Origin of the sequence: Rubrobacter taiwanensis (assembly GCF_004337705.1) — a bacterium.
GTDB lineage: Bacteria > Actinomycetota > Rubrobacteria > Rubrobacterales > Rubrobacteraceae > Rubrobacter_C > Rubrobacter_C taiwanensis.
The window spans coordinates 13,459-35,468 of sequence record NZ_SKBU01000013.1 but is presented as its reverse complement, the minus strand read 5'-3'; the positions used below and the strand labels follow the sequence as shown (position 1 = coordinate 35,468).

25 protein-coding genes and 1 riboswitch are annotated in these 22,010 nt (G+C 66.7%); of the genes, 18 read left to right on the top strand and 7 right to left on the bottom strand.

Annotation, left to right across the window (positions count from 1 at the left end):
• Positions 1-70 precede the first annotated feature (70 nt).
• Positions 71-316 carry an indolepyruvate ferredoxin oxidoreductase subunit alpha gene (locus tag E0L93_RS06610; RefSeq protein WP_132690190.1) on the top strand — a complete coding sequence of 82 codons (246 nt, stop codon included), beginning with the start codon at positions 71-73 and terminating at the stop codon, positions 314-316.
• A gap of 51 nt (positions 317-367) precedes the next feature.
• Here E0L93_RS06610 and E0L93_RS06605 read toward each other — a convergent pair whose 3' ends face one another.
• Positions 368-895 carry an SRPBCC family protein gene (locus E0L93_RS06605; RefSeq protein ID WP_132690187.1) on the bottom strand — a complete coding sequence of 176 codons (528 nt, stop codon included), beginning with the start codon at positions 893-895 and terminating at the stop codon, positions 368-370.
• Between the two features lie 29 nt (positions 896-924).
• Between E0L93_RS06605 and E0L93_RS06600 the strand changes: the two genes are divergently transcribed.
• The 10 genes from E0L93_RS06600 (at position 925) to E0L93_RS06555 (ending at position 8,420) form a co-directional block, all read left to right on the top strand.
• The gene (locus tag E0L93_RS06600) at positions 925-1,494 is read left to right on the top strand and encodes an NUDIX hydrolase (RefSeq protein WP_132690184.1); all 570 of its coding nucleotides are present in this window, start codon (positions 925-927) and stop codon (positions 1,492-1,494) included.
• Between the two features lie 126 nt (positions 1,495-1,620).
• Positions 1,621-2,751: an Ig-like domain-containing protein gene (locus E0L93_RS06595; protein ID WP_132690181.1), complete on the top strand. Its 1,131-nt coding sequence runs from the start codon at positions 1,621-1,623 to the stop codon at positions 2,749-2,751.
• A gap of 10 nt (positions 2,752-2,761) precedes the next feature.
• Positions 2,762-2,867: riboswitch (TPP riboswitch) on the top strand.
• 40 nt (positions 2,868-2,907) lie between these two features.
• Positions 2,908-3,702 (top strand): bifunctional hydroxymethylpyrimidine kinase/phosphomethylpyrimidine kinase, encoded by a 795-nt coding sequence (thiD, locus tag E0L93_RS06590; protein WP_132690178.1) that lies wholly within the window; start codon positions 2,908-2,910, stop codon positions 3,700-3,702.
• Entirely contained in the window at positions 3,699-4,493 is a 795-nt protein-coding gene (gene thiM, locus E0L93_RS06585; protein ID WP_132690175.1) for a hydroxyethylthiazole kinase, read from the top strand. Before thiD ends, thiM begins: the two co-directional genes overlap by 4 nt.
• Positions 4,490-4,996, top strand: a complete 507-nt coding sequence (gene thiW / locus E0L93_RS06580) for an energy coupling factor transporter S component ThiW (protein ID WP_132690172.1) — start codon at positions 4,490-4,492, stop codon at positions 4,994-4,996. Before thiM ends, thiW begins: the two co-directional genes overlap by 4 nt.
• 13 nt (positions 4,997-5,009) lie before the next feature.
• Positions 5,010-5,762: a YqjF family protein gene (locus tag E0L93_RS06575; RefSeq protein WP_132690169.1), complete on the top strand. Its 753-nt coding sequence runs from the start codon at positions 5,010-5,012 to the stop codon at positions 5,760-5,762.
• The gene (gene thiE / locus E0L93_RS06570; protein WP_132690166.1) at positions 5,759-6,385 is read left to right on the top strand and encodes a thiamine phosphate synthase; all 627 of its coding nucleotides are present in this window, start codon (positions 5,759-5,761) and stop codon (positions 6,383-6,385) included. The genes E0L93_RS06575 and thiE overlap by 4 nt, the downstream gene beginning before the upstream one ends.
• The gene (locus E0L93_RS06565; protein ID WP_132690164.1) at positions 6,375-7,226 is read left to right on the top strand and encodes an NUDIX hydrolase; all 852 of its coding nucleotides are present in this window, start codon (positions 6,375-6,377) and stop codon (positions 7,224-7,226) included. Before thiE ends, E0L93_RS06565 begins: the two co-directional genes overlap by 11 nt.
• Positions 7,223-8,155, top strand: a complete 933-nt coding sequence (gene thiL / locus E0L93_RS06560) for a thiamine-phosphate kinase (protein WP_165874205.1) — start codon at positions 7,223-7,225, stop codon at positions 8,153-8,155. Before E0L93_RS06565 ends, thiL begins: the two co-directional genes overlap by 4 nt.
• Positions 8,156-8,213: 58 nt before the next feature.
• The gene (locus tag E0L93_RS06555; RefSeq protein WP_132690158.1) at positions 8,214-8,420 is read left to right on the top strand and encodes a ChaB family protein; all 207 of its coding nucleotides are present in this window, start codon (positions 8,214-8,216) and stop codon (positions 8,418-8,420) included.
• 297 nt (positions 8,421-8,717) lie between these two features.
• Here E0L93_RS06555 and E0L93_RS06550 read toward each other — a convergent pair whose 3' ends face one another.
• A complete protein-coding gene (locus E0L93_RS06550) occupies positions 8,718-9,992 on the bottom strand; it encodes a competence/damage-inducible protein A (RefSeq protein ID WP_207890358.1) in 1,275 nt (424 codons plus the stop codon).
• A gap of 23 nt (positions 9,993-10,015) precedes the next feature.
• On the opposite strand from E0L93_RS06550, the gene yqeK reads away from it, so the two are divergent.
• Positions 10,016-10,618, top strand: coding sequence for a bis(5'-nucleosyl)-tetraphosphatase (symmetrical) YqeK (gene yqeK, locus E0L93_RS06545; RefSeq protein WP_132690155.1), 603 nt, complete (start codon positions 10,016-10,018; stop codon positions 10,616-10,618).
• Here the strand turns inward: yqeK and E0L93_RS06540 are convergent.
• Entirely contained in the window at positions 10,577-11,152 is a 576-nt protein-coding gene (locus E0L93_RS06540; RefSeq protein ID WP_132690152.1) for a metal-dependent hydrolase, read from the bottom strand. The two genes, yqeK and E0L93_RS06540, sit on opposite strands and share 42 nt — an antisense overlap.
• A 36-nt stretch (positions 11,153-11,188) precedes the next feature.
• Here E0L93_RS06540 and E0L93_RS06535 point away from each other — a divergent pair, with 36 nt between their 5' ends.
• The gene (locus tag E0L93_RS06535) at positions 11,189-13,036 is read left to right on the top strand and encodes a hypothetical protein (protein WP_132690149.1); all 1,848 of its coding nucleotides are present in this window, start codon (positions 11,189-11,191) and stop codon (positions 13,034-13,036) included.
• Here E0L93_RS06535 and E0L93_RS06530 read toward each other — a convergent pair.
• The 4 genes from E0L93_RS06530 to E0L93_RS06515 are packed head-to-tail and all read right to left on the bottom strand — an operon-like array spanning position 13,015 to position 15,249.
• On the bottom strand, positions 13,015-14,145 hold the full coding sequence (locus E0L93_RS06530; RefSeq protein WP_132690146.1) for a glycosyltransferase family 4 protein: 1,131 nt from the start codon (positions 14,143-14,145) through the stop codon (positions 13,015-13,017). The genes E0L93_RS06535 and E0L93_RS06530 overlap by 22 nt on opposite strands.
• Complete coding sequence (locus tag E0L93_RS06525) at positions 14,142-14,606, bottom strand: Mut7-C RNAse domain-containing protein (RefSeq protein ID WP_132690144.1); 465 nt, start codon at positions 14,604-14,606, stop codon at positions 14,142-14,144. Before E0L93_RS06525 ends, E0L93_RS06530 begins: the two co-directional genes overlap by 4 nt.
• Positions 14,603-15,040 (bottom strand): dUTP diphosphatase, encoded by a 438-nt coding sequence (gene dut / locus E0L93_RS06520; RefSeq protein ID WP_132690141.1) that lies wholly within the window; start codon positions 15,038-15,040, stop codon positions 14,603-14,605. The genes E0L93_RS06525 and dut overlap by 4 nt, the downstream gene beginning before the upstream one ends.
• Positions 15,040-15,249 (bottom strand): hypothetical protein, encoded by a 210-nt coding sequence (locus E0L93_RS06515; protein WP_132690138.1) that lies wholly within the window; start codon positions 15,247-15,249, stop codon positions 15,040-15,042. Before E0L93_RS06515 ends, dut begins: the two co-directional genes overlap by 1 nt.
• 231 nt (positions 15,250-15,480) lie before the next feature.
• Here E0L93_RS06515 and E0L93_RS06510 point away from each other — a divergent pair, with 231 nt between their 5' ends.
• From E0L93_RS06510 to E0L93_RS06490, 5 genes are read left to right on the top strand one after another with little or no spacing between them, the layout of a single operon-like run.
• Entirely contained in the window at positions 15,481-16,788 is a 1,308-nt protein-coding gene (locus E0L93_RS06510) for an ABC transporter substrate-binding protein (protein WP_132690135.1), read from the top strand.
• Positions 16,789-16,824: 36 nt separating this feature from the next.
• Positions 16,825-17,757 carry a carbohydrate ABC transporter permease gene (locus tag E0L93_RS06505; RefSeq protein WP_132690133.1) on the top strand — a complete coding sequence of 311 codons (933 nt, stop codon included), beginning with the start codon at positions 16,825-16,827 and terminating at the stop codon, positions 17,755-17,757.
• Positions 17,750-18,616, top strand: a complete 867-nt coding sequence (locus E0L93_RS06500; protein WP_207890357.1) for a carbohydrate ABC transporter permease — start codon at positions 17,750-17,752, stop codon at positions 18,614-18,616. Before E0L93_RS06505 ends, E0L93_RS06500 begins: the two co-directional genes overlap by 8 nt.
• Before the next feature lie 29 nt (positions 18,617-18,645).
• The gene (gene melA / locus E0L93_RS06495) at positions 18,646-19,938 is read left to right on the top strand and encodes an alpha-glucosidase/alpha-galactosidase (protein ID WP_132690130.1); all 1,293 of its coding nucleotides are present in this window, start codon (positions 18,646-18,648) and stop codon (positions 19,936-19,938) included.
• Positions 19,935-21,932: a beta-galactosidase gene (locus E0L93_RS06490; protein ID WP_132690128.1), complete on the top strand. Its 1,998-nt coding sequence runs from the start codon at positions 19,935-19,937 to the stop codon at positions 21,930-21,932. Before melA ends, E0L93_RS06490 begins: the two co-directional genes overlap by 4 nt.
• Positions 21,933-22,010 lie beyond the last annotated feature (78 nt).

Below are 22,010 nucleotides of genomic sequence, written 5' to 3'. Positions count from 1 at the left end.
GGTCATCTCTCTTCCGGTGCGGTAATGTCCGGGCAGGGAGAGTTGCAGGCGGAGTGCGAAGGAGGCCGGATTGACATACGTGATCACCGAGCCGTGCATCGGGACCAAGGACCAGAGCTGCGTGGAGGTTTGCCCGGTCGACTGCATCTACGACGGTGGTGAGAAGTTCATCATCAATCCGGAGGAGTGCATCGACTGCGGGGCCTGCGAGCCGGAGTGCCCGGTGGAGGCCATCTACCCGGAGGACGAGGTTCCCGAGGACCAGGAGAAGTACATCACCGAGGCCGAGGAGACCGACTTCGACGCTCTGAGGTAGCCGGGCTCGCCTGAGTTTTTAGGGGAGCGGCCCCGCGAAGGGCCGCTCTCTCTATCCTCTCAGGCCGCCGAGGGGGCCGACCCGGACCCCGTCCCGGCCCTGGCCGTCGGGGAGCGAGATCTCGCCCAGCCGCAGCAGCGAGCGCTGCAGGTAGTGGCGCATCACGTTCTCGGAGATGGGAGAGCGGAGCAGCCGCTCCACGTGCGGCTCGCACACGCGGAACTCGGTCGCGAACTCCACCAGAGTACCGGAGCCGTTCGGCCGGATCCGGCACTCCCCCCAGCCGTCGAGTACGGAGACGTACGACCAGCGCAGGTGCCGCGGGGCCTCGGTCTCCTCCAGAACGCTCACCACTCTGCGCCGGACCCCCAGCACCGAGACCTCCCACTCGGAGACCATGCCGGGAGAATTCGGAGGTTCGGACTGGCGCAGGATCTCCACGCCTCTGACGCCCGCCGCCCACTCCGGGAACCTCTGTGCGTCCAGCACGGCGGCGTAGACCCGCTCCGGCGCGGTGGGGACCAAGAGGCTCGCCCCGATCCGCCGGCGCTCCGCACCGTTCTTACTGCTCGCATCCATGCCCGCGGAATTATATCTATACTGGCCTCATGGCCGAAGAACCCTGGAAGACCCTGCGAGAACGGCACCTTTACCGCAGCCCCTGGTGCTCCTTCCGGCTGGACGAGGTGCTCCTGCCGGACGGCCGGATCATCGAGTACGGCACGCTGGAGAGCGGGGGCTTCGCCGCCGTCGTCCCGGTGACCGACGACGGCGGTGTGGTCCTGGTGCACCAGTTCCGCCAGCCGGTCGGGGGTTTCGTACTGGAGCTGCCCGGCGGGGGTGTGGACCCCGGTGAAGATCCCGCCGCGGCCGCGGAGCGCGAGCTCTTCGAGGAGACCGGCTACCGGGCCGAAGAGCTGATCCACCTGGCCTCCGTTCACACCAGCATCGGGCGCAGCACGGAGGTCTGCCACCTCTTCCGCTGCCGGGCCGTGCGGGAGGAGTCCGGCCCGCACCCGGAACCGGGCGAGTTCGTAGAGCCGGTGGAGCTGCCGCTGGAGCGTGCGCTGGAGCTGGCGGCCTCGGGCGAGATCACGGCCGCCACAACCGTGCTGGGCCTGATCTGGACCCGGCTCCAGCAGTTCGGGAAAAACCTTCGCCCACAAGATGCGGGATGACACGCAGCGGAAGGGAGTGAACCCCCACAATATGTGCCGATCGCTCCTCCCGGCGGCCCCCGGCCGCCGCCAGCCCCCTGTTATAAACTTCGTGGTTAGCACCATGTGCGGACGGGACTCGAAACCATGAACTCCCGCACCCGGTGCCCCCGCTGCCGCCGGACGGTTCCGGGAGAGGCGGTCTATTGCGACCGCTGCGGCGCCCTGCTGGAGGAGAACGTCCCCCCCGGACGCCGGCGGCTTAGGCCCTGGGTATACGTGGCGGCGGCAGCGGCGCTGCTGGCGTTGCTGGGGAGCAGTATCGCGGGCATGTACGCGCTGTTCGGGGAGGAGCCGGGCTCCATCCCTCCGGCTCCGCCGGAGATCAGCCTCTCCACGCCCCGGGAGGTGGAGCTCTCGGACTCAGGCGGGGTGCGGCTCGCCGCCGAGGTAAGCCAGATCGTGGAGCGGGGCCGGGTCGCCTTCACCGTGGACGGCGAACCCCTAGCCGAGGACGCCGCATCTCCCTACGCGGCAGAGTGGCGCCCCGAAGAACCCGGGGAGTACGAACTCGGCGCGATCCTGCGGGATACCTCCGGCCGCGAGCTCGCCTCGGATACCATCAGGGTCACGGTGCGGGAGGCGGAGGCACCGCCGCCGGAGGTGAGCTTCACGAGCCCGCAGGACCGCTCGGTGTTCGGGCCGGGGCAGCCGGTCCCGGTAAGTGCGGTCGTCGAGTCCCCGCTGGAGATAGAGCACGCGGTGGTGACGGCGAATGGGCGGGAGATCTGGGCGGGCTCCGGGCCTGAGATCTCCTTCCTCTGGACGCCGCGCGAGCCCGGCTACCACACGCTGCAGGCCAGCGCAACCGACGAGCGGGGCCAGACCGGCGAGTCCGGTGCTCTGGGAGTGCGTATCCCGGTGCCCGCTCCGGAAGAGCCCGCAGCGGATGCCGGAGATGCGGTGGCATCCCACTACGCCCTGATCGGCGCGCGCGACTTCGCGGGAGCCTACTCCCACTTCAGCCCGGACTTCCGGCAGCGGGTGCCGCGGGAGGGCTGGATCCGCAGCCAGCGCTCCTACGCTATCCGCAGCTCAACGATAAACTCCCTGGAGGTGGAGAGCGTGGAAGGTGACGTCGCCGTGGTCACCGTGGATGTGAGCTTCACCGACCGCACCGGCACCCCGCGCTTCCTCATAACCTGGCGGCTGGTGCGGGACGGGGAGCGGTGGCTGCTGGACGAACAGCTCTCCGCCGAGCGCCTCCAGGGTATATAATCCCCTCCAGGACCGCTAACCGGGGAGCCGCGAGGCTGAGAGGGTGCCGGAAGGCACCGACCCGTTGAACCTGATCCGGGTAATTCCGGCGCAGGGAGGCTCAGAGCGGCGGCCTTCCCGGCAAACGGTGCATTCGGCAACCTCCGGGAGGGTTCGATGAAGCGAGTGATGAGCATCGCCACCAGCGACTCCGGCGCGGGGGCCGGGATCCAGGCCGACCTGAAGGCCTTCCTGCGCTGCGGGGTCTACGGTACGACGGCCATAGTGGCTGCCACGGCCCAGAACACCGTCGAGGTCACCGATATCCACCCCTTCCCGCCGGAGGTCGCGGTCCGGCAGATAGAGACCGTCGTCTCGGACATCGGAGCCGACGCCGTGAAGACCGGCATGCTGTTCAACGCCGGTATCATCTCTGCCGTGGCGGGCACCATCCGGCGGCTGGAGCTGCCGAACCTGGTCGTGGACCCGGTAATGGTCGCCGAGAGCGGCGCGGTCCTGCTGGAGCCTGAGGCCGTCGGCACCTACCGCGAGGAGCTCTTCCCGCTCGCCACCGCCATCACGCCCAACCTGAACGAGGCGTTCGCCCTCATCGGAGAGGAGCGGGACGAGAGCAGGATCGAGGACTGCGCCAGAGCCTTGTACGAACTCGGACCCCGGGCCGTCATCATCACCGGCGGGCACACGGAGTCCGGCGCGGACCTCCTCTACGACGGCGAGCGGTTCACCCGCATAGAGGGGCCGGTGCACGCCGCGAACAACACCCACGGCGCGGGCTGCACGCACTCCTCGGCGCTGGCGAGCTTCCTCGCCCGGGGTATGGATCTTGAGGAGGCCGCCCGTAACGCCCGCCGCATCGCGAGCGAGGCCGTGAAGTACGGGCTGGGCGAGATCGGGAAGGGAGCCGGCCCGGTCCACGCGCTGGGGGCGATCCTGGAAGGAGCAGACCTGTGAGAGCCGGGGAGGCGCTGGAACGTCTGTCTGCAGAGGGGCCGCTGGTGCACCACATAACCAACTACGTGACGGTGAACCTGGTCGCCAACGTAACCCGCTGTACCGGGGCGCTGCCCGTGATGGCCCACGCCGCCGCCGAGGTGGAGGAGATGGAGGAGGCGGCCTCCGCCCTCGTCATAAACATCGGGACGCTGGACGAGGCCCTGGTGGAGTCCATGATCCTGGCCGGCCGGCGCGCCAACCGGCGCGGCATCCCGGTGGTGCTGGACCCGGTGGGAGCCGGGGCCACCTCCCTGCGCACCGAGACCGCCGGGCGCCTGCTCTCCGGGCTGGAGATAGCCGCCATCTGCGGCAACGCCGGGGAGATCTCCACCCTCGCCGGGCTCGCCGCCGAGGTCCGGGGGGTGGAGAGCATCTCCGGCGACCCGCTGAAGGCCGTCCGCCTCGCAGCGGAGAAGCTCTCCGCAACCGTGGCGGCGACCGGTCCCACCGACTACGTGAGCGACGGCGAGCGGGTGCTGGCCGTCAGAAACGGGCATCCCCTGATGGGCCGCGTCGTGGGCAGCGGCTGCGCCGCCACCGCCGTCGTGGGCTGCTTCGCCGCAGCCGGCGGCGGGGACGCGGAGACCGTTGCCAACGCTCTGGCGTACCTCGGACGGGCCGGAGAGCTGGCCGCGCAGGACGCCACAGGTCCCGGAACCTTCGAGCCGCTCTGGCTGGACGCGCTGGCGGAGCTCGCAGCGTCCCCGGCAGGACTGGAGGCGAACCTCCGTATAGAAGAGGCCGCTTGAACCGCTCCGGAACCTTCACCCGGCGGCTGGTGCTGGCGGCCCTGTTCGCGGCGCTGGGGGTACTCCTCTCGCTCTTCGCCGTGCCCGTGGGCGGCGCGCGGGTGCTGCCGTTCCAGCACGCCATCAACGCCGTGGCCGGAGTCGTGCTCGGACCCTGGTGGGCGGCGGGCTCGGCGCTGGTCACCGCCATCCTGCGCATCTCGCTCGGCACGGGCAGCCTCTTCGCGCTGCCCGGCAGCCCCTTCGGCGCGGTAGCCGTCGGGCTCGCCTACCGCTACCTCCGGCGCGACGAGGCCGGGCTGGCCGAGCCGCTGGGCACGGTGCTCGTCGGAGCGCCGCTCGGCGCGCTGCTCATCGCGCCGGCGATGGAGGGCGCTGCCGGGGGCCTGATCGCCCTGGCCATAGCCTTCGCCCTCTCCAGCATTCCCGGTGCGATCATCGGCTACATCCTGCTCAAGGCCCTGCGGCGCACCGGCGCGCTCGGTCCCCGTCCCCGATGCTAAGATGCGCCTCAAGATGGCAGACGCGGCACTCAGAAACACGGATCACCGGCCATACCCCCCGCCGGAGAGCCCGTGGGTCATTCGCATGAGCTGGCACGACCTGCTCTTCATGCACTGGCCAGTCCCCGAGCGCAAGCTGCGGCCGCTCATCCCGCCCGCGCTAAAGCTGGACACATTCGATAACAACGCCTGGCTCGGGGTCGTGCCGTTCCGCATGAGCGGCGTCCGGCCCCGCCTCCTCCCGGATATGCCGGGGCTCTCCGCCTTCCCGGAGCTGAACGTGCGCACCTACGTCACCGCCGGAGACAGGCCCGGCGTGTGGTTCTTCTCGCTGGACGCACACAACCGGCCGGCCGTCCGTCTCGCCCGCGCCCTCTTCAGGCTGCCGTACTTCGACGCGGAGATGTCGTGCGAACCCGCCGGCGGCGAGGTCCGCTACCGCAGCGTCCGCACGCACCGGGGAGCGCCGCCGGCCCGTTTCGCAGCCCGCTACCGGCCGCTACGGAAGTTGCCGGAGAGCCGCCCCGGGACGCTGGAGCACTTCCTGACCGAGCGCTACTGCCTCTACGCCTCAGAACCGGGCGGGCGCCCGCTGCGGGCCGAGATCCACCACGAAGCCTGGCCGCTGCGCCACGCGGAGGCCGAGGTCGAAACGCTGGAGATGACGGGCCAGATCGGGGTCGAACTCCCGGACACCGCACCCGTTCTGCACTTCGCGCAGCGGCTCGACGTGGTAGCCTGGCTCCCCAGGAGGGTGAAGTCATGAACCCGAAGCAGCGCCTGCAAGAGTCCCGCCTGATACTGGTCACCGACCCCAGACCCGACCTCACGGACCGCGTCGCGGCCGCCCTGCGCGGCGGGGTGGACATCGTGCAGCTCCGGGACAAGCGCGCCGCGCGCGAGGAGCTGCTGCCGCTCGCGCGCGAGCTGAAGGAGCTGTGCGACCGCGCCGGGGCCCTCTTCACCGTCAACGACGACATCCGGCTCGCCCGGCTCTCAGGGACGGCCGGGGTGCACCTCGGCCAGGAGGACGACCCCGTCTCCCTGGCCCGCGACGTGCTCGGCCGGGACGCCGTCGTGGGCCGCTCGGCGGGGACGCTAGAGGAGGCTCTTGCGGCCGTGGAGGAGGGCGCGGACTACCTGGGAGCCGGCTCCGTCTACCCCACCCCCACCAAACCGGACGCGGACGTGCCCGGGCTGGAGTTTATCCGGGAGCTGGCCCGGCAGGACATCCCCGTGCCCTGGTTCGCCATCGGCGGCGTCACGCTAAAGACGGCAGAAGAGGTGGCCGCCGCCGGGGCGCCGGGATTCGCCGTCGTGCGCGCCGTCCTGGACGCCGCAGACCCGGAGGCCGCCGCCCGCGAGCTGCGCTCCTGCCTTGAAGGCTGACCTGGCAGGCGGCATCCTCCCCGTCCGGCCGGACGGCCGGTTCCTGCTCGTGCTGCGCCCCTCCGGGACCTGGGACCCGCCCGCGGGGCGCATCGCGCCGGGCGAGAGCTTCGAGGAGGGCGCGGTCCGGGAGGTCTACGAGGAGACGGGCCTGCTGGTGTCCCCGCAGCGCATCGCGGCCACCTGGGTCGGGGAGCGGCCGGGCGGCGAACGCCTGGCGAGCATCACCTATATCGGGCGCGCCCCGGAGGGCGGCGTGCGGCTCTCCGGAGAGCATCTGGACTACCGCTGGGTGACCGCGGCAGAGTGGCGCAAGCTTCCGAGCTGGTGGAGCGAGAGGGACATCCGGCGCGCCGCCCGCCTGGCGGCGCGGCTGCCGGAGGAGCCCCCGGAGCCCCCCCCGCCGCCCGCCGGCCCGGCGGCCGGCATAGCCTCGGCCAACCTGGGTGCGGGCGTGGTGCTGGTAGACCCGGAGCGCCGGGCGCTGCTTCTGCGCCGCCGCAAGCCCCCGGCCGGGCTCTGGGAGAATCCGGGCGGGATGCTGGAGCCCGGCGAGGACTTCGAAGCGTGCGCCCGCCGGGAGGCGCTGGAGGAGACCGGCATCCCCGCCGAGCCGGAGGCCGCCTGGTGGACGCGGGTCGAGCCCTGGCGGCACCCGGAAGACGAGGAGCTGTACGCCGGGGTGGGCTTCGTCGCCCGCTGCGCGGGCGGGGAGGTCAGGCTCGAGGGCTCCGCCCACGACGCCTGCCGCTGGGCGACCGAGGCGGAGTGGCGCAGGCTGCGGACCTGGTACACGCCGGAGGAGCTGGACACCCTCTGGGCTACCATAGACGAGCTGTGAACGAGTTCGAGGTCATAGCCCGCATCTCGGAGAGCCTGCCGCAGAAGCCCGCGGAGGTCGTGCACCCCATCGGGGACGACTGCGCCGTGCTGCGCCTCGGGGAGAAGCTGTGGGTGGCGGCGGCGGACATGCTCGTCGCCGGGCACCACTTCCGCAGCTGGGCGGAGCCGGAGGAGGTCGGTTACAAGGCCGTCGCGGTGAACGTCTCCGACGTGGCCGCGATGGGAGCCCTGCCCCGCTTCGTGCTCGTCTCCGGCGGTGCGGCGGACTCCGGGACCGCGCTCCGCTGCTTTCGGGGCGTGCTAGAAGCCTGCGCGGCGTTCGGCGTCTACCCTTTGGGCGGCGACACGACCCGCGCGGATCACCTCACGGTAGACGTAGCCATACTGGGCGAGCTGGAAGGCGGGCCCGTGCTGCGCTCTGGCGCCCGGCCCGGCGACGCGCTGGCGGTGACCGGCGAGCTCGGAGCCTCCGCCGCGGGTTTTCTGGCGCTGGAGGGAGGGGCGCGGGAACCGGAGCGCCTGGTGCGCAAGCACCTGCGGCCCGAGCCGCGCGTGGAGACCGGGCTGGAGGCCGCCCGGCTCGGCGTCCACGCCATGATCGACCTCTCCGACGGGCTCGCCTCCGACGCGCGCCACGTATGCGAGCAGAGCGGCACCGGCTGCCGGATAGATCTGGACCGCCTGCCGGTCGCGGCGGACACGCGGGAGTTCCTGCTGAGCCGGGGCAGCGAGCCGGAGCGGCTGGCCGCGACCGCCGGTGAGGACTACGAACTGCTCATCGCCGCCCCGCGGAAGACGCTGGAGGAGCTCGCCGCCCGGACCGACCCGCCGCTGACCGTCATAGGGGAGATCACGGAAGGCGGCATAGAGTTCCTGCGCGGAGCAGAGCGGGCGGAGCCGCTCTCCGGCTGGGATCACTTCGGATAGTTTAGCGCCCGCCGTACGGGGTACCTTTCCGTAAGAGCGAGCGAGGAAAGGGGGCGAGATGCCGTACAAGAACATCGGCGACCTGCCCGACAGCGTGCGGGAGCACCTGCCCAAACACGCGCAGGAGATCTACAAGGAAGCCTTCAACTCCGCGGAAGACCAGTACGGCGAAGAAGAGCGCGCTCACCGCGTGGCCTGGAGCGCGGTGAAGAACAAGTACCGCAAGGACGAGCGCACCGGCAAGTGGGTCTCCAAGGAGAGTTGAGGCCGCCAAACCGCTTCGGCCAGAAGAAACGACCCCCGGATCCCCCGGGGGCCGTACCCTTCGAGCGCTTGCAGGTATCCTTGGTCGTGGCACGCCGCCTGCAACTACCGGCGAGGCGGGAGGCTGACCCAGACCTGCAGGGCTTTCGCTGGACTAGGCCAGCACCACCTCGCCCAGAAGACACCCGCAACTACTGCTACTCGGTGCGTTGATCTGGATCACCTCCTTTCATCGTGCCTCACGACTACCGGAAGTGTACTACCCGCCACGCACCCGGACAAGGGCGTTAAGAAAATTTTAATTATGTTCAGAAAGGTACCGGCGCAGCAGGTCGAAGGCGCGGTTGGCGCTGCGCTCCCGGATGGCGGACCGCGAGCGCGCCCAGGCGGAGAGATCCAGGCGCTCGGTGATGACGCCCTCCCCGTGCGCCAGCCCGATCCAGACCAGCCCGACGGGCTTCTCCTCCGTGCCGCCCTCCGGCCCGGCGACGCCGGTGACCGAGAGGCCGTAGTCGGTGCCGGCCACCTCCCTCGCGCCCCCGGCCATCGCGCGGGCGACCGGTTCGCTCACGGCCCCGTGCTGCACCAGCAGCTCGTGCGGGACGCCGAGCAGGCGCTCTTTGGACTCGTTGGAGTAGGTGACGAAGCCTTCCCTGAAGTACGCGGAGGAGCCCGGCACGTCGGTCAAGCGCTTGGCCAGAAGACCGCCGGTGCAGCTCTCGGCCAGCGCGAGCGTCGCCCCCCGCTCCTGCAGCATCCGGCCCACCACGCTCTCCAGCGTATCGTCGTCGGCCCCGAAGTAGTACTTGCGGAGGCGGGAGAGGATCTCGTGCTCCACCGGCCGTATCTTCTCCTTAGCCTCCTCCTCGGTTCCGGCGCGGGCGGTTATGCGCAGCCGCACCCGTCCCTGACCGGCGAGCGGTGCGACCGTGGGGTCGGACATGTCCAGGAGATCCTGCACCCGCTCGGCCAGCGCGGACTCCCCGATCCCCACGAACCACAGCGTGCGCGAGAGGATGACGCCCCCGGCGCTCCGGGCCCGGATGACGGGCTCGACCTCTTCATCGAACATGATCTGCATCTCGGCAGGCACGCCGGGGAAGGTGGCGACGAGCGTCCCGTCCAGCTCCACCATCGCCCCCAGCGCGGTCCCTAAAGGGTTGCGGATGAGGGCAGAACCTTCTGGGAAGAGCGCCTGCTTGTAGTTAGACCGCGGCGGGCTGGTGTACCCGATCCGGGCGAACGCCCGTTCTATGTGCTCCCGCGCCTCCGGATACTCGACGAGCTCCCTTCCGGCAGCGCGCGCCAGGCACTCCATCGTCAGGTCGTCGGAGGTCGGACCGAGTCCGCCGGTCGTGAGGACGAGGTCGGCGCGAGCGGCGGCCTCCCGCAGAACGGCCGTAATGCGCTCCCGGTTGTCTCCAACCGTGGTGTGCCGGTAGATGGAGATCCCGAGCGCGGCGAGCCGCCGGCTCAGCCAGGCGGAGTTGGTGTCCACCAGCTCGCCCAGCAGCATCTCGCTCCCGACGGCTATTATCTCCGCGGTCTCTATGGTGCGCTGGTCTTTACTCACTCCGGTATTCTACAATTCCCTCCATGGCTTCTGCCGAAACCATCCGGCGGGCGGAGAAGTACGTAGCCCGCAGGCTCTCCGGCGAGCGCCGCGGTCACTCCCGGCGGGTGGCGGCCGCGGCCCGGGAGCTGGCGAAGATCCACGGCACGAACCCGGACAGGGCGTACCTCGCCGGCCTCCTGCACGACGCCGCCCGCGAGATCCCGCCGGAGAAGCTGCTGCGGCTGGCCGAAGAGTGGAGCATCCCGGTCGGAGAATTCGAGCGGCGGCAGCCGGGCCTCCTGCACGCCCCGGTAGCGGCCGAGCTCGTCCGCCGGGAGCTGGGCCTCGAGGACGCGGAGATCCTGGCCGCCATCCGCACCCACACCACCACCGCCCCGGAGATGAGCCCGCTGGGGCTGGTGCTCTACCTGGCAGACAAGACCGAGCCCGGCCGCCGGTACCCCGGCGTCGAGCGGCTGCGGGAGGTTGTGCGGGAGCGGGATCTCTACGAAGCGGCCGCTATCACGCTGCGGGACCAGAACGAGCACATCGAGGCGAAGGGCAGGGAGATCCACCCCAGCAGCCGCGCCGCCCTGGAGTGGCTAGAGGAGGCCCGGGATCTCCGGGTGCGCCACCGAGAGTAGGTAACCGGCCACTACCGCCGTCCCGGCCGCGATCGCCAACTCCGCCGCCCCGCCAGATCTCACGCCGCCGGGCAGCAGCCGGAACGGCCGCCCCACCGGCCACAGGAGCGGCACGCCGCGGGTGTTCAGCGCGTCGGCGAAGATGTGCGAGGCGTAGCCCGCGACCAGTGCCAGCCAGAGTCCCGGCAGCAGCTCCCGCAGCGGCGAGACCAAAAGCGCGAAGAGAGCGCCCCCCAGAAGGGAGTGTGTCAGGGTCCGGTGGCCCACGGTCCGCGCCAGCACGAAGGAGATCGTCCGCAGCGCCCAGCTCAGAGGCCGGGTTGCGGCGTTCAGAACGGGGCTCTTCAGCCGGCTCAGGCCGTTGCCCAGCCTGCTGCGCGGGTTGTCTATGTCCGGCAGCCAGGCCGCGGCCACGGCCGCCGGGTACGCGTACGGGCTGGGCTCCACGCCCAGAGCGGCCCCGGCCCCCGCCAGAGCCGCCACTCCGAAAACGGCGTGCGTCGTCGCGTTCACGGAGCAGAAGTCTAGCAACATCCGGCCGCCCCCGCGCTCTGCTAGGATAAGCTCGCTGTGCGAAAGATAGCCCCCGTCCTGCTGCTCTTCTGCCTGCTGTTGCTGGCCGGCGCCGCACACCCGGCAGCCGCTGCCCCGCCGGAGCGCCCGGCCGTGCTCGTGCTGGTAGAGGAGCTCTCCTGGGAAGCGGTGCGCGAGAACCCGGAGCTCGCTGCGGTCTTCGAGGAGGGAGCGGTGGCGAACCTCTCCACCGTCCAGGGCGAGAAGCCCCAAGACCCCCGGCTGCCCTACCTCTTCCTCGGCGCCGGAGCGCGGGCGGACACGTCCGTAGCCCCCCGGGAGCTGCCCGGGGCGACCGCCCGAATCGGAGAGGCGTTCACCGGCCCCGCATCCACCGTGCACCCCGGAGCTCTGGGCGACGCGCTCGCGAGATCGGGGGTGAAGGCTGCGGCCGTGGGAGACCGGGCGCTCCTCGTAGCCATGGACTCCGCAGGCAACGTACCGCTGAGGTACCCGGAGGGTCCCCCCGGCGCGATTCTCGGGGAGGCGCTGGAGGCCGGCGCGGGCTTCATCGCGCTGGAGGCCGCCGGTCCGGAGGAGGCGGCCGAAGCCGTCGAGGCCGCCCGCGCCGCGGGAGCCGCGGTGGCCGTCGCCTCGCCCCTGGCTCCGGAAGGAGCGGCGAACCTGACCCCCTTCACGCTGCTGCAGCCGGACGGCGAACCGGGAGCGCTCTACTCTCCCGGCACCCGCACGGCGGGGCTTATCTCGAGCGCCGACGTAGCGCCGACGCTGCTCGCGGCGCTCGGCGCCCCCGCCCCGCCGGAGATGACCGGAAGAGCGGCGACCATCGAGCCGGGCGGCCCGGAACCGGTGGAGCGGATGCAGGAGCGGTTGGCGTTCGTAGCGGAGCAGAGGTTCGCGGTGTGGGCTCTGATCGCCGCCGCGAGCATCCCCCTCCTCGCCGGAAGCGCGCTCCGGTGGGGCCGGGATGGGGTGGCATACTCAATACTCGCCGGCACCGCACTGCCCGCAGGGGCCCTGCTCGCCGCCGCCTTCCCCGTGACCGGCGCCGCACCCGCGGCTGCCCTGACGCTGGGGTTCGCCGCGGGCTTGGCGGCTCTGGCGCTCCGGCTCTCCGGCTCGTGGAGCGGGCATCTGGCGCTGGTGTTCCTGATCTCCACCCTCGCCATAGCAGCCGACTCCGCCGCCGGCGGTGCCCTCATGCGCTACAGCACGCTGGGGTTCAACCCGGCCTACGGGGCCCGGTTCTACGGTATCGGGAACGAGTACGCGGCCGTGCTGCTCGGGGCGCTCTGCGTGGGCCTGGGCGCGCTCTGCGCCCGCCGGCCGCAGCTCTTCTGGAGCCTAGCGGTGGCCGGATCCCTGGCCGTACCGGTGCTCGGGCTGCCGGTCACGGGAGCGAACGTGGGCGCCTCGCTGGCGGCCGGGGCCGGGATCGGGGCCACGCTCGGGCTGATGCGCAGGAACGGTCCGGCAGGAGCCGTACTCTGGAGCGCCGGCGGGCTCGGGCTCGCAGCGGCGGCATCCTTGCTCTCCGCCCTGCTGGACCCGGAGGCGTCCCACGGTACCCGGGCGCTCTCCGGCCGGCTGGACCTCGCGGCGGTCGCGGCGCAGAGGCTGCTTCTGAGCCTCCAACACCTCCTGAACCCGGCGCTGCTCGCCGTCTTTGCAGCCTTCGCCGGGATAGCCTGCGCCGGCTGGCTCCGGGTGCGCGGCACGGCGTTCGGAGCCGGTATGCTCGGCGGCGCGGTCGCGGCGCTGGCGATGGGCGCGCTCAACGATTCGGGGCTCGTCGCCACGGTCCTGACGCTCGCCTACCCGGCGGCTGCGGCGGCGGTCGTGCTGCTGACCCCCAAGGGTGGTCAGCCCAGAATCCTGAGGTAGACCCGCTCTATCTCCGCCGCTACCCGCGGCCAGGCGTAGCGGCGGGCGGTCCTCTCCCCCGCGCGGGAGAGCTTCTCCCGCAGCCGCCGGTCCTTCAGCACGCGCACGAGGGCGTCCGCCAGCGCGGCGGGCTCTCCGGGCGGAACCAAGAGCCCGTCCTCCCCGGAGGTAACGACCGCGTCGTAGCCGGGTATGTCGCTCGCCACGACCGGAAGCCCGGCGGCCATGGCCTCGATGAGCACGAGCCCGAAAGACTCTCCTCCCGTAGAGGGCGCGCAGAGCACACCCGCGGTACGCATGCTGCGTACCAGCCCGGCATCGTCCACCATCCCCCGCACCTCCACGCTGGAGAGTAACCCCTTCGGCACCTTCACATCCTCCGGGCGGCTCCCGACCACAACAAGCCGGGCCTGCGGCACCCGGCGCACCACGCCGTAGAACGCGCGCAGCAGGATGGGCAGCCCCTTGCGCTCGTCCGGCCGGCCGACGAAGAGCACCCGGTAAGGGTCGCGCCCGGTCTCACCGTTCCGGAAGCGGTCCACGTCCACCCCGTTCGGGATGATGGCGTACTCGCCGGGGAAGTGCTCCCCGGCCGTCGCGGCCGCCGCCGGGGAGACGGCTATGCGGGCGTCAAGGGCCTCGACCAGGGGCTCCAGCAGCGGCTTGAAGAGCCGGTAATGGTAGCAGCCACCGGGGTAGTGAGCGTGGAAGGTGCCCGCGATCGGGATCCCCATCTCCTGCACGGCCCAGCTCGCAAGCCAGCAGATCGGGGGCAATAGCGGCTCGTGCAGATGCACCACCTCCGGCCGGATGCGCTTTATCGTGCGCTTCACGCGCCACAGGGTGCGCGGCGAGAACGCCAGGTTCCCCAGAGAACCGTTGGAGGGGATCGGGATGGAGCGTCCCACGGGTATCACGCGGGAGGGAAGGGCACCGTGCCGCCCCAGCCGCGGGTGCAGGACCCTTGTGCGCAAATCCAGAGGGTCGTTCGGCGCGATGACCCGCACCACATGCCCCCGCCGCTCCAGATGCTGCGCCAGAGCGTCGACGTGCTCCACCACGCCGCCGGGGAAGGCCCAGGAGTAGGGAGAGACGATGCAGATCCTCATCCGAAGACCCGCGCCAGCCGCCCCCCGATCCTCTCCCAGTGCGAACCGTGCCAGAATACGCGCCCGCAGCCCCCGCACAGGAAGAACCTGTCATGGTCCTCCGCGACCCCGCAGGGCACCCTGCCCGACACCGCGCCGGCGGAGACCTGCCGCAGCTCCCCGTTGCACTCCATGCAGCGGGACTCCCGCCGGACGAGCCCGTAGTGCCGCACCACCCGCCGCAGCTGTCCCTCCACGGGTCCGTGCGGCAGCAGCAGAAACTCTATCTCGCCGTCGCGCACCGGCTTCCGCTCCAGAAATCCGCCGTCGCTGGTGAGGAGCGCCCGGCCCTCATCGGCCGCTAGCCGCACCAGGAATCCGTCGGCCAGCTCGGTGCCCTCCCGCGCGTAGTAGGTGTCGTACCCGGAGGCCCGCAACCACTTCGCGAGCCCTCCGAGCATGGCGTCGCAGAGGAACTTCATATCCCCGATGAACCGAACCCCTTCTCCCCCCGCCCGTCGGCCGCAGCCTCCAGCGAGTCCGCCGCGACGAAGCGGACCGCCTCCACCCGCAGGATGACGAGCTGGGCGATCCGCATCCCGGGTTCCACCTCGAAGCTCTCCTCCGGGTCGTGGTTGATGAGAGGGACCCTGATCTCACCCCGGTACCCCGAGTCTATGAGTCCGGGAGCATTGACGAGCGAGATTCCATGCCTCGCCGCCAGCCCGCTGCGCGGCAGCACGAAACCCCCGTACCCCTCCGGGATGGCGACGGCTATCCCCGTTCCCACCAGAGCCCGGCCGCCGGGCGGGAGCACCGCGCTCCCGGCGGCACGCAGGTCGTAGCCCGCATCCCCGGCATGGGCGCGAGCCGGCGCCTCAGCCCCCGGCCGCAGGCGACGGAAGAAGACCTCCATCACACCTCCCGGTTGCTCATGTACACGACATACATTAGGGTCCATGTCCCCTGGAGGATCACGACGGCGACGCCGGCGGTGAGAGTCCTCTCCAGCTCCCAGCCCATCAGAGCCAGGAACGCAGCCCCGGAGATGGCCGGCCAGTAGAGGAGGATCCAGCGCATAACCCCGGAGACGAACAGCACCCCTAGCGAGTACAGGGCGCTCAAGATCGTATTCCGCTCGGATCCCATCTCGGGCGCTATGTTACCACGCCCCTCCACCGCCTTCGCACACCCCTGGCAAGAGCCCCGGATGCCCCTGCCAGCTCCCGTACTCTGCAAAACAAGCAAATTTTCCACATGATATCTGTTTGATATCGTTGACTTTAGTTCGGAGTGCTGGTAAATTTGTGTCAATCTCTCGAGTACGTGCAGTTTGCGTGAAGGAGGAGCAGGCGGATGGCGAGAGGAGTGCGGGGGCGTGGTCTCACCCGGCGGGAGTTTTTGATCACCGGCCTGGGGGCCGGGGCTGGTCTTGTGCTGTTGGGAGGGTGCGGCGGAGATACCTCAGAGGCAGAAGGAGAAATTCAACTTAACTTTGCTACTTGGGGTATCGACGCCGAGTTAGAAGCGTTCCAGAACATTATCAATCAGTATGAAGCAGAAAACCCTGATGTTTCCATTAATCTGACCCATGTTCCCTCTGATTACTATGAGCAACTTGACACACGGCTGGCTGCAGGTAACGCACCTGATATAGTGCGCATGCAATACCAGCAAATCGGTCGCTATAGTTCAGAAGGCGCTTTGGTAGACTTAACTCCCTACCTCAGTGAAGGGGATGGAGATGAGTTTGAACCGGCTTTCTGGCAAGCAGTAGGTTATGAAGATCGAGTTTATGGCTTGCCACATCACACTGACACCTTTGCGCTTTTCTATAACGCTGACTATTTTGAGCAACTTGGCGTTGAAGTACCTCAAAGTCTAGAAGAGTGCTGGTCTTGGGAAGAGTTCACTAACCTAGCTCGGCAGATCAAGGAAGAGACTAATGCTACTTTTGGTTTCGCCATGAATTGGCAGGAGAGCAATCCTTATCGTTGGATGCCATTCCTTTATCAGCGCGGTGGACAGTTTCTCAATGATGATCTGAGTGCTCCACAAATCAATACCCCTGAAGGCATTGATACTATCGCCTGGACTCAAAGTTGGTTCGAAGAAGACCTCGTTCCCCCAAACACCTCAGTCAAGAGCACTGAAGAAATCCATGCACTCTTCGCGAATGGCACAATCGGCATGATGCTCAACGGTGACTGGTATTTGCCGTATTTAGAGGACCATATGACCAATTTTGAGTATGGTGTAACTTATATGCCGTGCAATATTGAGAAAGCCTCTGATATGGGGGGAAACGCTCTTGCTGTGAGCAAGGATAGCAATCATCCAGAAGTTGCCGCAGACTTTATAAAATTCGTTGTTAATGAAGACAACATGCGCAACTTCGTTACTTCTGCAACATTTATTCCGGTTCGTACATCGCTTCTGGAGCAAGAACTTGACTACCGGATTCGCCCAGATGCTATGGAGATTTTCCTCGAACAGGCGAGAACGATTCCAGAGCATATGGCTAGCGTACAAACGCTTCCGGAATTCAACCAAATTAACCAGGTCATGGCTGACGAACTCGAACTAGCTTTCGTAGCAGGCCAGGATCCACGAACAACAGCTCAAAAGATTGAAGAAGGTACTGCGAATGCATTAGGCAATTAGTCTGTTTCAACTCACACAGCAGCGAAAGGCTAAATAATGCAACGCCGACCTCTTCAGAAAGGCACGGGCGAACTGCGCATCCGGATACGGCGCTGGTGGCAACGCCATCAGCGCCGTTTGATCCCTTACTTGTTCATAACACCAAACATGATTGTATTTGCTGCATTCATGTTTATTCCAATCTTATATGCATTCTACATAAGCTTTCACGATTGGTCTTTGATCGGAACTTCCCAATTTATCGGGCTCGGAAACTATTTTAACATGATGCAGGATGATTTATTTTGGCAGGTATTGATCAATACAGCCATTTACACTCTTGGCACAGTACCCACAAGTATGATCTTAGGGTTAGGTGTAGCCATTTTACTTAACCGGTGGATTCCAGCTCGGGGAATACTGCGCAGTATCTTTTTCATGCCAGTGGTTATCTCAGGAGTAGCAGTAGCTCTAGTAGCTTCGTGGATATTCAATGATCACTACGGGATAATTAATAACACACTCCGACAAATGGGCAGTGATCCTATCCCTTGGCTATCTTCACCAACTTGGGCCATGCCGTCTTTGATCATAGCCACACTTTGGACGAGGATAGGGTTCTGCATGGTTATTTACCTTGCAGGTCTTCAATCGATACCTAGTTCTTACTATGATGCGGCTCAAGTAGATGGCGCTTCAAGCTGGAAACAGTTCAGGTACATTACCTGGCCACTGCTAGGACCAACCACTTTCTTCTTGCTAATTATTAACGTAATTTACTCGTTCCATGTGTTTGATTTGATCTATGTGATGACCGGTGGTGGTCCGGGCTTCTCAACTACTGTAATAGTTCAGTACATTTATCAAGCAGCCTTCCAAACCGGTCAAATGGGCTATGCAGCAGCAATGGGTGTCGTGCTCTACTTCATAATTCTCGCTTTCACAGCTATACAGTGGCGAATCTCCAGGCAGGGGGAATCGATTGAGTGAGAAGGTTATGCTCATGTTGAAAGTCTCTTACAACAGGCAAATGAGCCAAAAGATTAAGAATGCCGTTATCTGGGTTTCTGTAGTAGTAGCTGCGTTGGTCATGTTCTTCCCGATCTATTGGATGTTCGTTACTGCAGTTCGTCCCAGAGAAGAGATCTTTGCGCCTGAAGTCCAGCTATGGCCTTCTGAGTTTGTCTGGAGCAATTTTGTAGAAGCTTGGAACACACTACCTTTCACCCAATGGTATATCAACTCCTTCGCAATAGCTCTTATCGCAGTCGTAATCACTGTGTTCATTAATTTGCTAGCGGGATATACATTTGCCAAATATGACTTCCCTGGTCGTAATGTTATTTTTCTCCTACTGCTTAGCACTCTGATGATCCCAATTCAGGTTTATATCGTCCCTGAGTACCTAATCGTAGCTCAACTCGGATGGGTCAACACCTACTGGGGAGTAATCTTCCCGCGAGCAGCAGAAGCGTTCGGGATCTTTTTGGTACGGCAGTTCATGATGAGCATTCCCGACGAGCTAATTGAAGCCGCCAGGATTGACGGAGCCAGCGAGTTTACAATCTTCCGCAAGGTCGTCTTGCCGCTCTCAGGTCCTGTCATTGCTGTGCTCATAATCTTTACCTTCATGTGGCGGTGGAATGACTTCGCCTGGCCTATAGTAGTTCTGCAAGACCAAGAAGCGTACACTGTCCCTCTTGGCCTCAATCTAATGCAAGGCGCTTATTACACAGAGTGGACTTACTTGATGGCAATGACTCTGGTTTCAATACTACCCATGCTGCTCATATTCATCTTTTTCCAGCGCTATTTCGTCCAGGGCATCGCCCGCACCGGATTGAAGTAGCCAGTCGTCTAAGCCAGAAGGAGGTTGCAGTGATTAAAATCTCATTCATCGGCGCGGGAAGCGTAGAGTTCACCGGGACTCTGCTGACCGACATCTTCCACTACCCGGAGCTGCGTGGGGCCACTGTCGCCTTACACGACATAGACCCCGAACGCCTGGAGACGGCGGGGATGATGGCCCGTTGGACCTCGGAGCAACTGAACGGCGAGGCGAGGGTCGAGGAGCACTCCGACCGCCGCTCCGCGCTGGAAGGCGCAGACTACGTGATAAACATGGTCCAGATCGGGATGCACGAGGCTACCCTTGCAGACTTTGAGATCCCCAAGAGGTACGGCCTGAAGCAGACCATCGCCGATACTCTGGGGGTAGGCGGCATCTTCCGCGGCCTGCGGACCATACCATTCGTGGTGGAGCTAGGCCGGGAGATGCGCGAGCTCTGCCCGGACGCGCTGCTTCTGAACTACACCAACCCGATGAGCATGCTGGTGTGGGCCTTCTACCGGGCGTACCCGGAGCTGAAGGTGGTGGGGCTCTGCCACAGTGTGCAGTACACCGCACGGCAGATAGCCTCCTACATAGGCGTCGCGCCGGAGGAGCTGCTCTACGAGTGCGCCGGGATCAACCACATCGCCTGGATGACGAAGCTGGAGGTGGCCGGCGAAGACGCCTACCCGCGCCTGTTCGCGGCGATGGAGGATTCGGAGGTGTATGCGAAGGATAAGGTGCGCTTCGAGCTGATGCGCCACTTCGGGTACTTTGTCACCGAGTCGAGCGAGCACAACGCCGAGTACACCCCCTACTTTCTCAAGGACGAGGGGCTCATAGAGAGATTCGACATCCCGGTGGACGAGTACCTGAGGCGCAGCGAGGAGAACCTGCGCGAGTACGAGCGGAGCCGCAAGAAGCTGCTCGCCGGGGAGAGCTTCCCGCTGCAGCCGAGCATTGAGTACGCTGCGCCCATCATCCACTCCATAGAGACGAACACGCCGCGGGTGATCTACGGTAACGTCCGGAACACGAACCTCATAACCAACCTGCCGCAGGACTGCTGCGTCGAGGTGCCGGTGCTGGCAGACGGCGCAGGCCTCAGGCCCTGCCACGCAGGAGAGCTGCCGCCGCAGCTCGCGGGGATGTGCCTGCCGCACGTGAGCGTGCAGGAGCTTACCGTGCGCGCTGCGCTGGAGGGCAAGCGGGATCACGTCTACCATGCTGCGATGCTGGACCGGCACGCCGCGAGCGTGCTCTCACTGGACGAGATCCGGGCCCTGGCAGACGACCTGATAGAAACCCATGGCGGCGCACTGCCGGAGGGGGTTAGATGATCTCTAAAAAGCTGCCGCACGTCTTCTACGGCGCCGACTACAATCCGGAGCAGTGGCCGGAGGAGGTGTGGGCCGAAGACGTGCGGCTGATGCGGGAGGCCGGGGTCAATTTAGTTTCGGTCGGGATCTTCGCCTGGGCGAAGCTGGAGCCACATCCCGGCGAGTACGACTTCGCCTGGCTGGACCGCGTCCTGGACCTGCTGCACGAAAACGGCGTCCTGGCGAACCTCGCCACCGCAACCGCCTCTCCCCCGCCCTGGATGGCGAAGCTCTACCCCGATACCCTGCCCGTCACGCGGGAGGGAGTGACACTCCGGCCCGGCTCCCGGCAGCAGTATTGCCCGAGCAGCTCCGTCTACCGGCAGAGGGCCGCTGCTCTCGTGCGCCGGATAGCCGAGCGCTACGAGGACCACCCCGCGCTCGCCATGTGGCACGTGAACAACGAGTACGGCTGCCACGTCCCCGAGTGTTACTGCCGGACCTCCGCCGCCGCTTTCCGCGAGTGGCTCCGCAGTAAGTACGGCACGCTGGCCGAGCTCAACCGGGCCTGGGGCACCGCGTTCTGGAGCCAGCAGTACTCGGACTGGGAGGAGGTAGGACCGCCTCTCCCCACCCCCACCTTCCCCAATCCTACGCAGCAGCTCGACTGGCGCAGGTTCTCCTCGGACGCGCTGCTGGAGTGCTTCCGGATGGAGGCCGGGATCCTGCGCGAGATCACACCCGAGATCCCTATCACCACCAACTTCATGGGACTCTTCAAGCCGCTGGACTACTGGGAGTGGGCCCGGCACGAGGACGTCGTCTCCCACGACTGCTACCCCGACCCCGCCGACCCGGACGCTCCGGCAGGCGCGGCCATGACCTACGACCTGATGCGCTCGCTCGGCGGCGGGAATCCCTGGGTCCTCATGGAGCAGACCCCGAGCAGCGTCAACTGGCGGCCCGTGAACGTCCCGAAGAGGCCTGGCCAGATGCGGCTCTGGAGCTATGCGGCCCTTGCCCGCGGGGCGGACGGGATCATGTTCTTCCAGTGGCGGGCCTCCAAGGCCGGGGCGGAGAAGTTTCACGGCGCTCTGGTTCCTCACGCCGGCACCGACAGCCGCGTCTGGCGCGAGGTGGTGCAGCTCGGCAACGAGCTGAAGCGGCTGGACGCTCTGCCCGGCTCGCGCGGCGAGGCCGAGGCCGCGATCCTGCTGGACTGGGAGAGCTGGTGGGCGCTGGAGCTGGGCTCCAAGCCCTCCTGCGAGGTGCGGCTGCTGGAGCAGCTCCGCAGCTACTACACCCCGCTGTGGCACAAGAACATACTAGTAGACTTCGCCCACCCCGAAGGGGACCTCTCGCGCTACCGGGCCGTCTTCGTCCCGAACCTCTACCTGCTGCGCGAAACGGCGGCCCGCAACCTGGAGCGGTTCGTATCCGGCGGGGGAACGCTAGTGATCTCGTTCTTCTCCGGCATCGCGGACGGGCACGACCACATCTGGCTCGGCGGCTACCCCGCGCCGCTCCGGAAGCTACTCGGCCTCCGGGTTGAGGAATTCGCCCCCTCGACGCCGGACGAGGAGATCCTGCTGCGAACGGAGAGCGGAGACACCCGCGCGGCACACCTGTGGAGCGACGTGATCCGCCTGGAAGGAGCCGAGCCGGTCGCGACCTTCGCATCCGGCTTCTCCTCCGGGCAGCCCGCGATCACGCGCCACCGCTTCGGCCGCGGAACCGCTTACTACCTCGGCACGCAGCCGGAAGAGGCGTATATGGCCTCGCTGCTGGAGGGGATCTGCCAGGAGGCGGGTGTCCGGCCGCCGCTCGAAGCCCCCGCAGGTGTCGAAGTGGTGCGCCGGACGGCCGGCGAGCGCTCCTTTCTCTTCGCGCTTAACCACAGCGAAGAGCCGGTAGAGCTGCGTCTGGAGGACCCGGCCCGGGACCTGCTGACGGGAGAGCGTCGGGACACTCTGCAACTCGCCCCCCGGGGCATCGCGATTCTGGAGGAAGGTTAGTCCTGTGGAGGAACATCCCCAAACCGCCTCCGATGGTGAGCGCCGGATGAAGAAAGAGATCCTGCCCAAAGACGACGG

Bases quoted from the DNA above. Each gene is read 5' to 3' on its own strand.
- E0L93_RS06605 (WP_132690187.1), bottom strand. From the start codon at position 895: ATGGATGCGAGCAGTAAGAACGGTGCGGAGCGCCGGCGGATCGGGGCG.
- E0L93_RS06600 (WP_132690184.1), top strand. From the start codon at position 925: ATGGCCGAAGAACCCTGGAAGACCCTGCGAGAACGGCACCTTTACCGC.
- E0L93_RS06595 (WP_132690181.1), top strand. From the start codon at position 1,621: ATGAACTCCCGCACCCGGTGCCCCCGCTGCCGCCGGACGGTTCCGGGA.
- thiD (WP_132690178.1), top strand. From the start codon at position 2,908: ATGAAGCGAGTGATGAGCATCGCCACCAGCGACTCCGGCGCGGGGGCC.
- E0L93_RS06575 (WP_132690169.1), top strand. From the start codon at position 5,010: ATGGCAGACGCGGCACTCAGAAACACGGATCACCGGCCATACCCCCCG.
- thiE (WP_132690166.1), top strand. From the start codon at position 5,759: ATGAACCCGAAGCAGCGCCTGCAAGAGTCCCGCCTGATACTGGTCACC.
- E0L93_RS06555 (WP_132690158.1), top strand. From the start codon at position 8,214: ATGCCGTACAAGAACATCGGCGACCTGCCCGACAGCGTGCGGGAGCAC.
- yqeK (WP_132690155.1), top strand. From the start codon at position 10,016: ATGGCTTCTGCCGAAACCATCCGGCGGGCGGAGAAGTACGTAGCCCGC.
- E0L93_RS06540 (WP_132690152.1), bottom strand. From the start codon at position 11,152: ATGTTGCTAGACTTCTGCTCCGTGAACGCGACGACGCACGCCGTTTTC.
- E0L93_RS06530 (WP_132690146.1), bottom strand. From the start codon at position 14,145: ATGAGGATCTGCATCGTCTCTCCCTACTCCTGGGCCTTCCCCGGCGGC.
- E0L93_RS06525 (WP_132690144.1), bottom strand. From the start codon at position 14,606: ATGAAGTTCCTCTGCGACGCCATGCTCGGAGGGCTCGCGAAGTGGTTG.
- dut (WP_132690141.1), bottom strand. From the start codon at position 15,040: ATGGAGGTCTTCTTCCGTCGCCTGCGGCCGGGGGCTGAGGCGCCGGCT.
- E0L93_RS06510 (WP_132690135.1), top strand. From the start codon at position 15,481: ATGGCGAGAGGAGTGCGGGGGCGTGGTCTCACCCGGCGGGAGTTTTTG.
- E0L93_RS06505 (WP_132690133.1), top strand. From the start codon at position 16,825: ATGCAACGCCGACCTCTTCAGAAAGGCACGGGCGAACTGCGCATCCGG.
- E0L93_RS06490 (WP_132690128.1), top strand. From the start codon at position 19,935: ATGATCTCTAAAAAGCTGCCGCACGTCTTCTACGGCGCCGACTACAAT.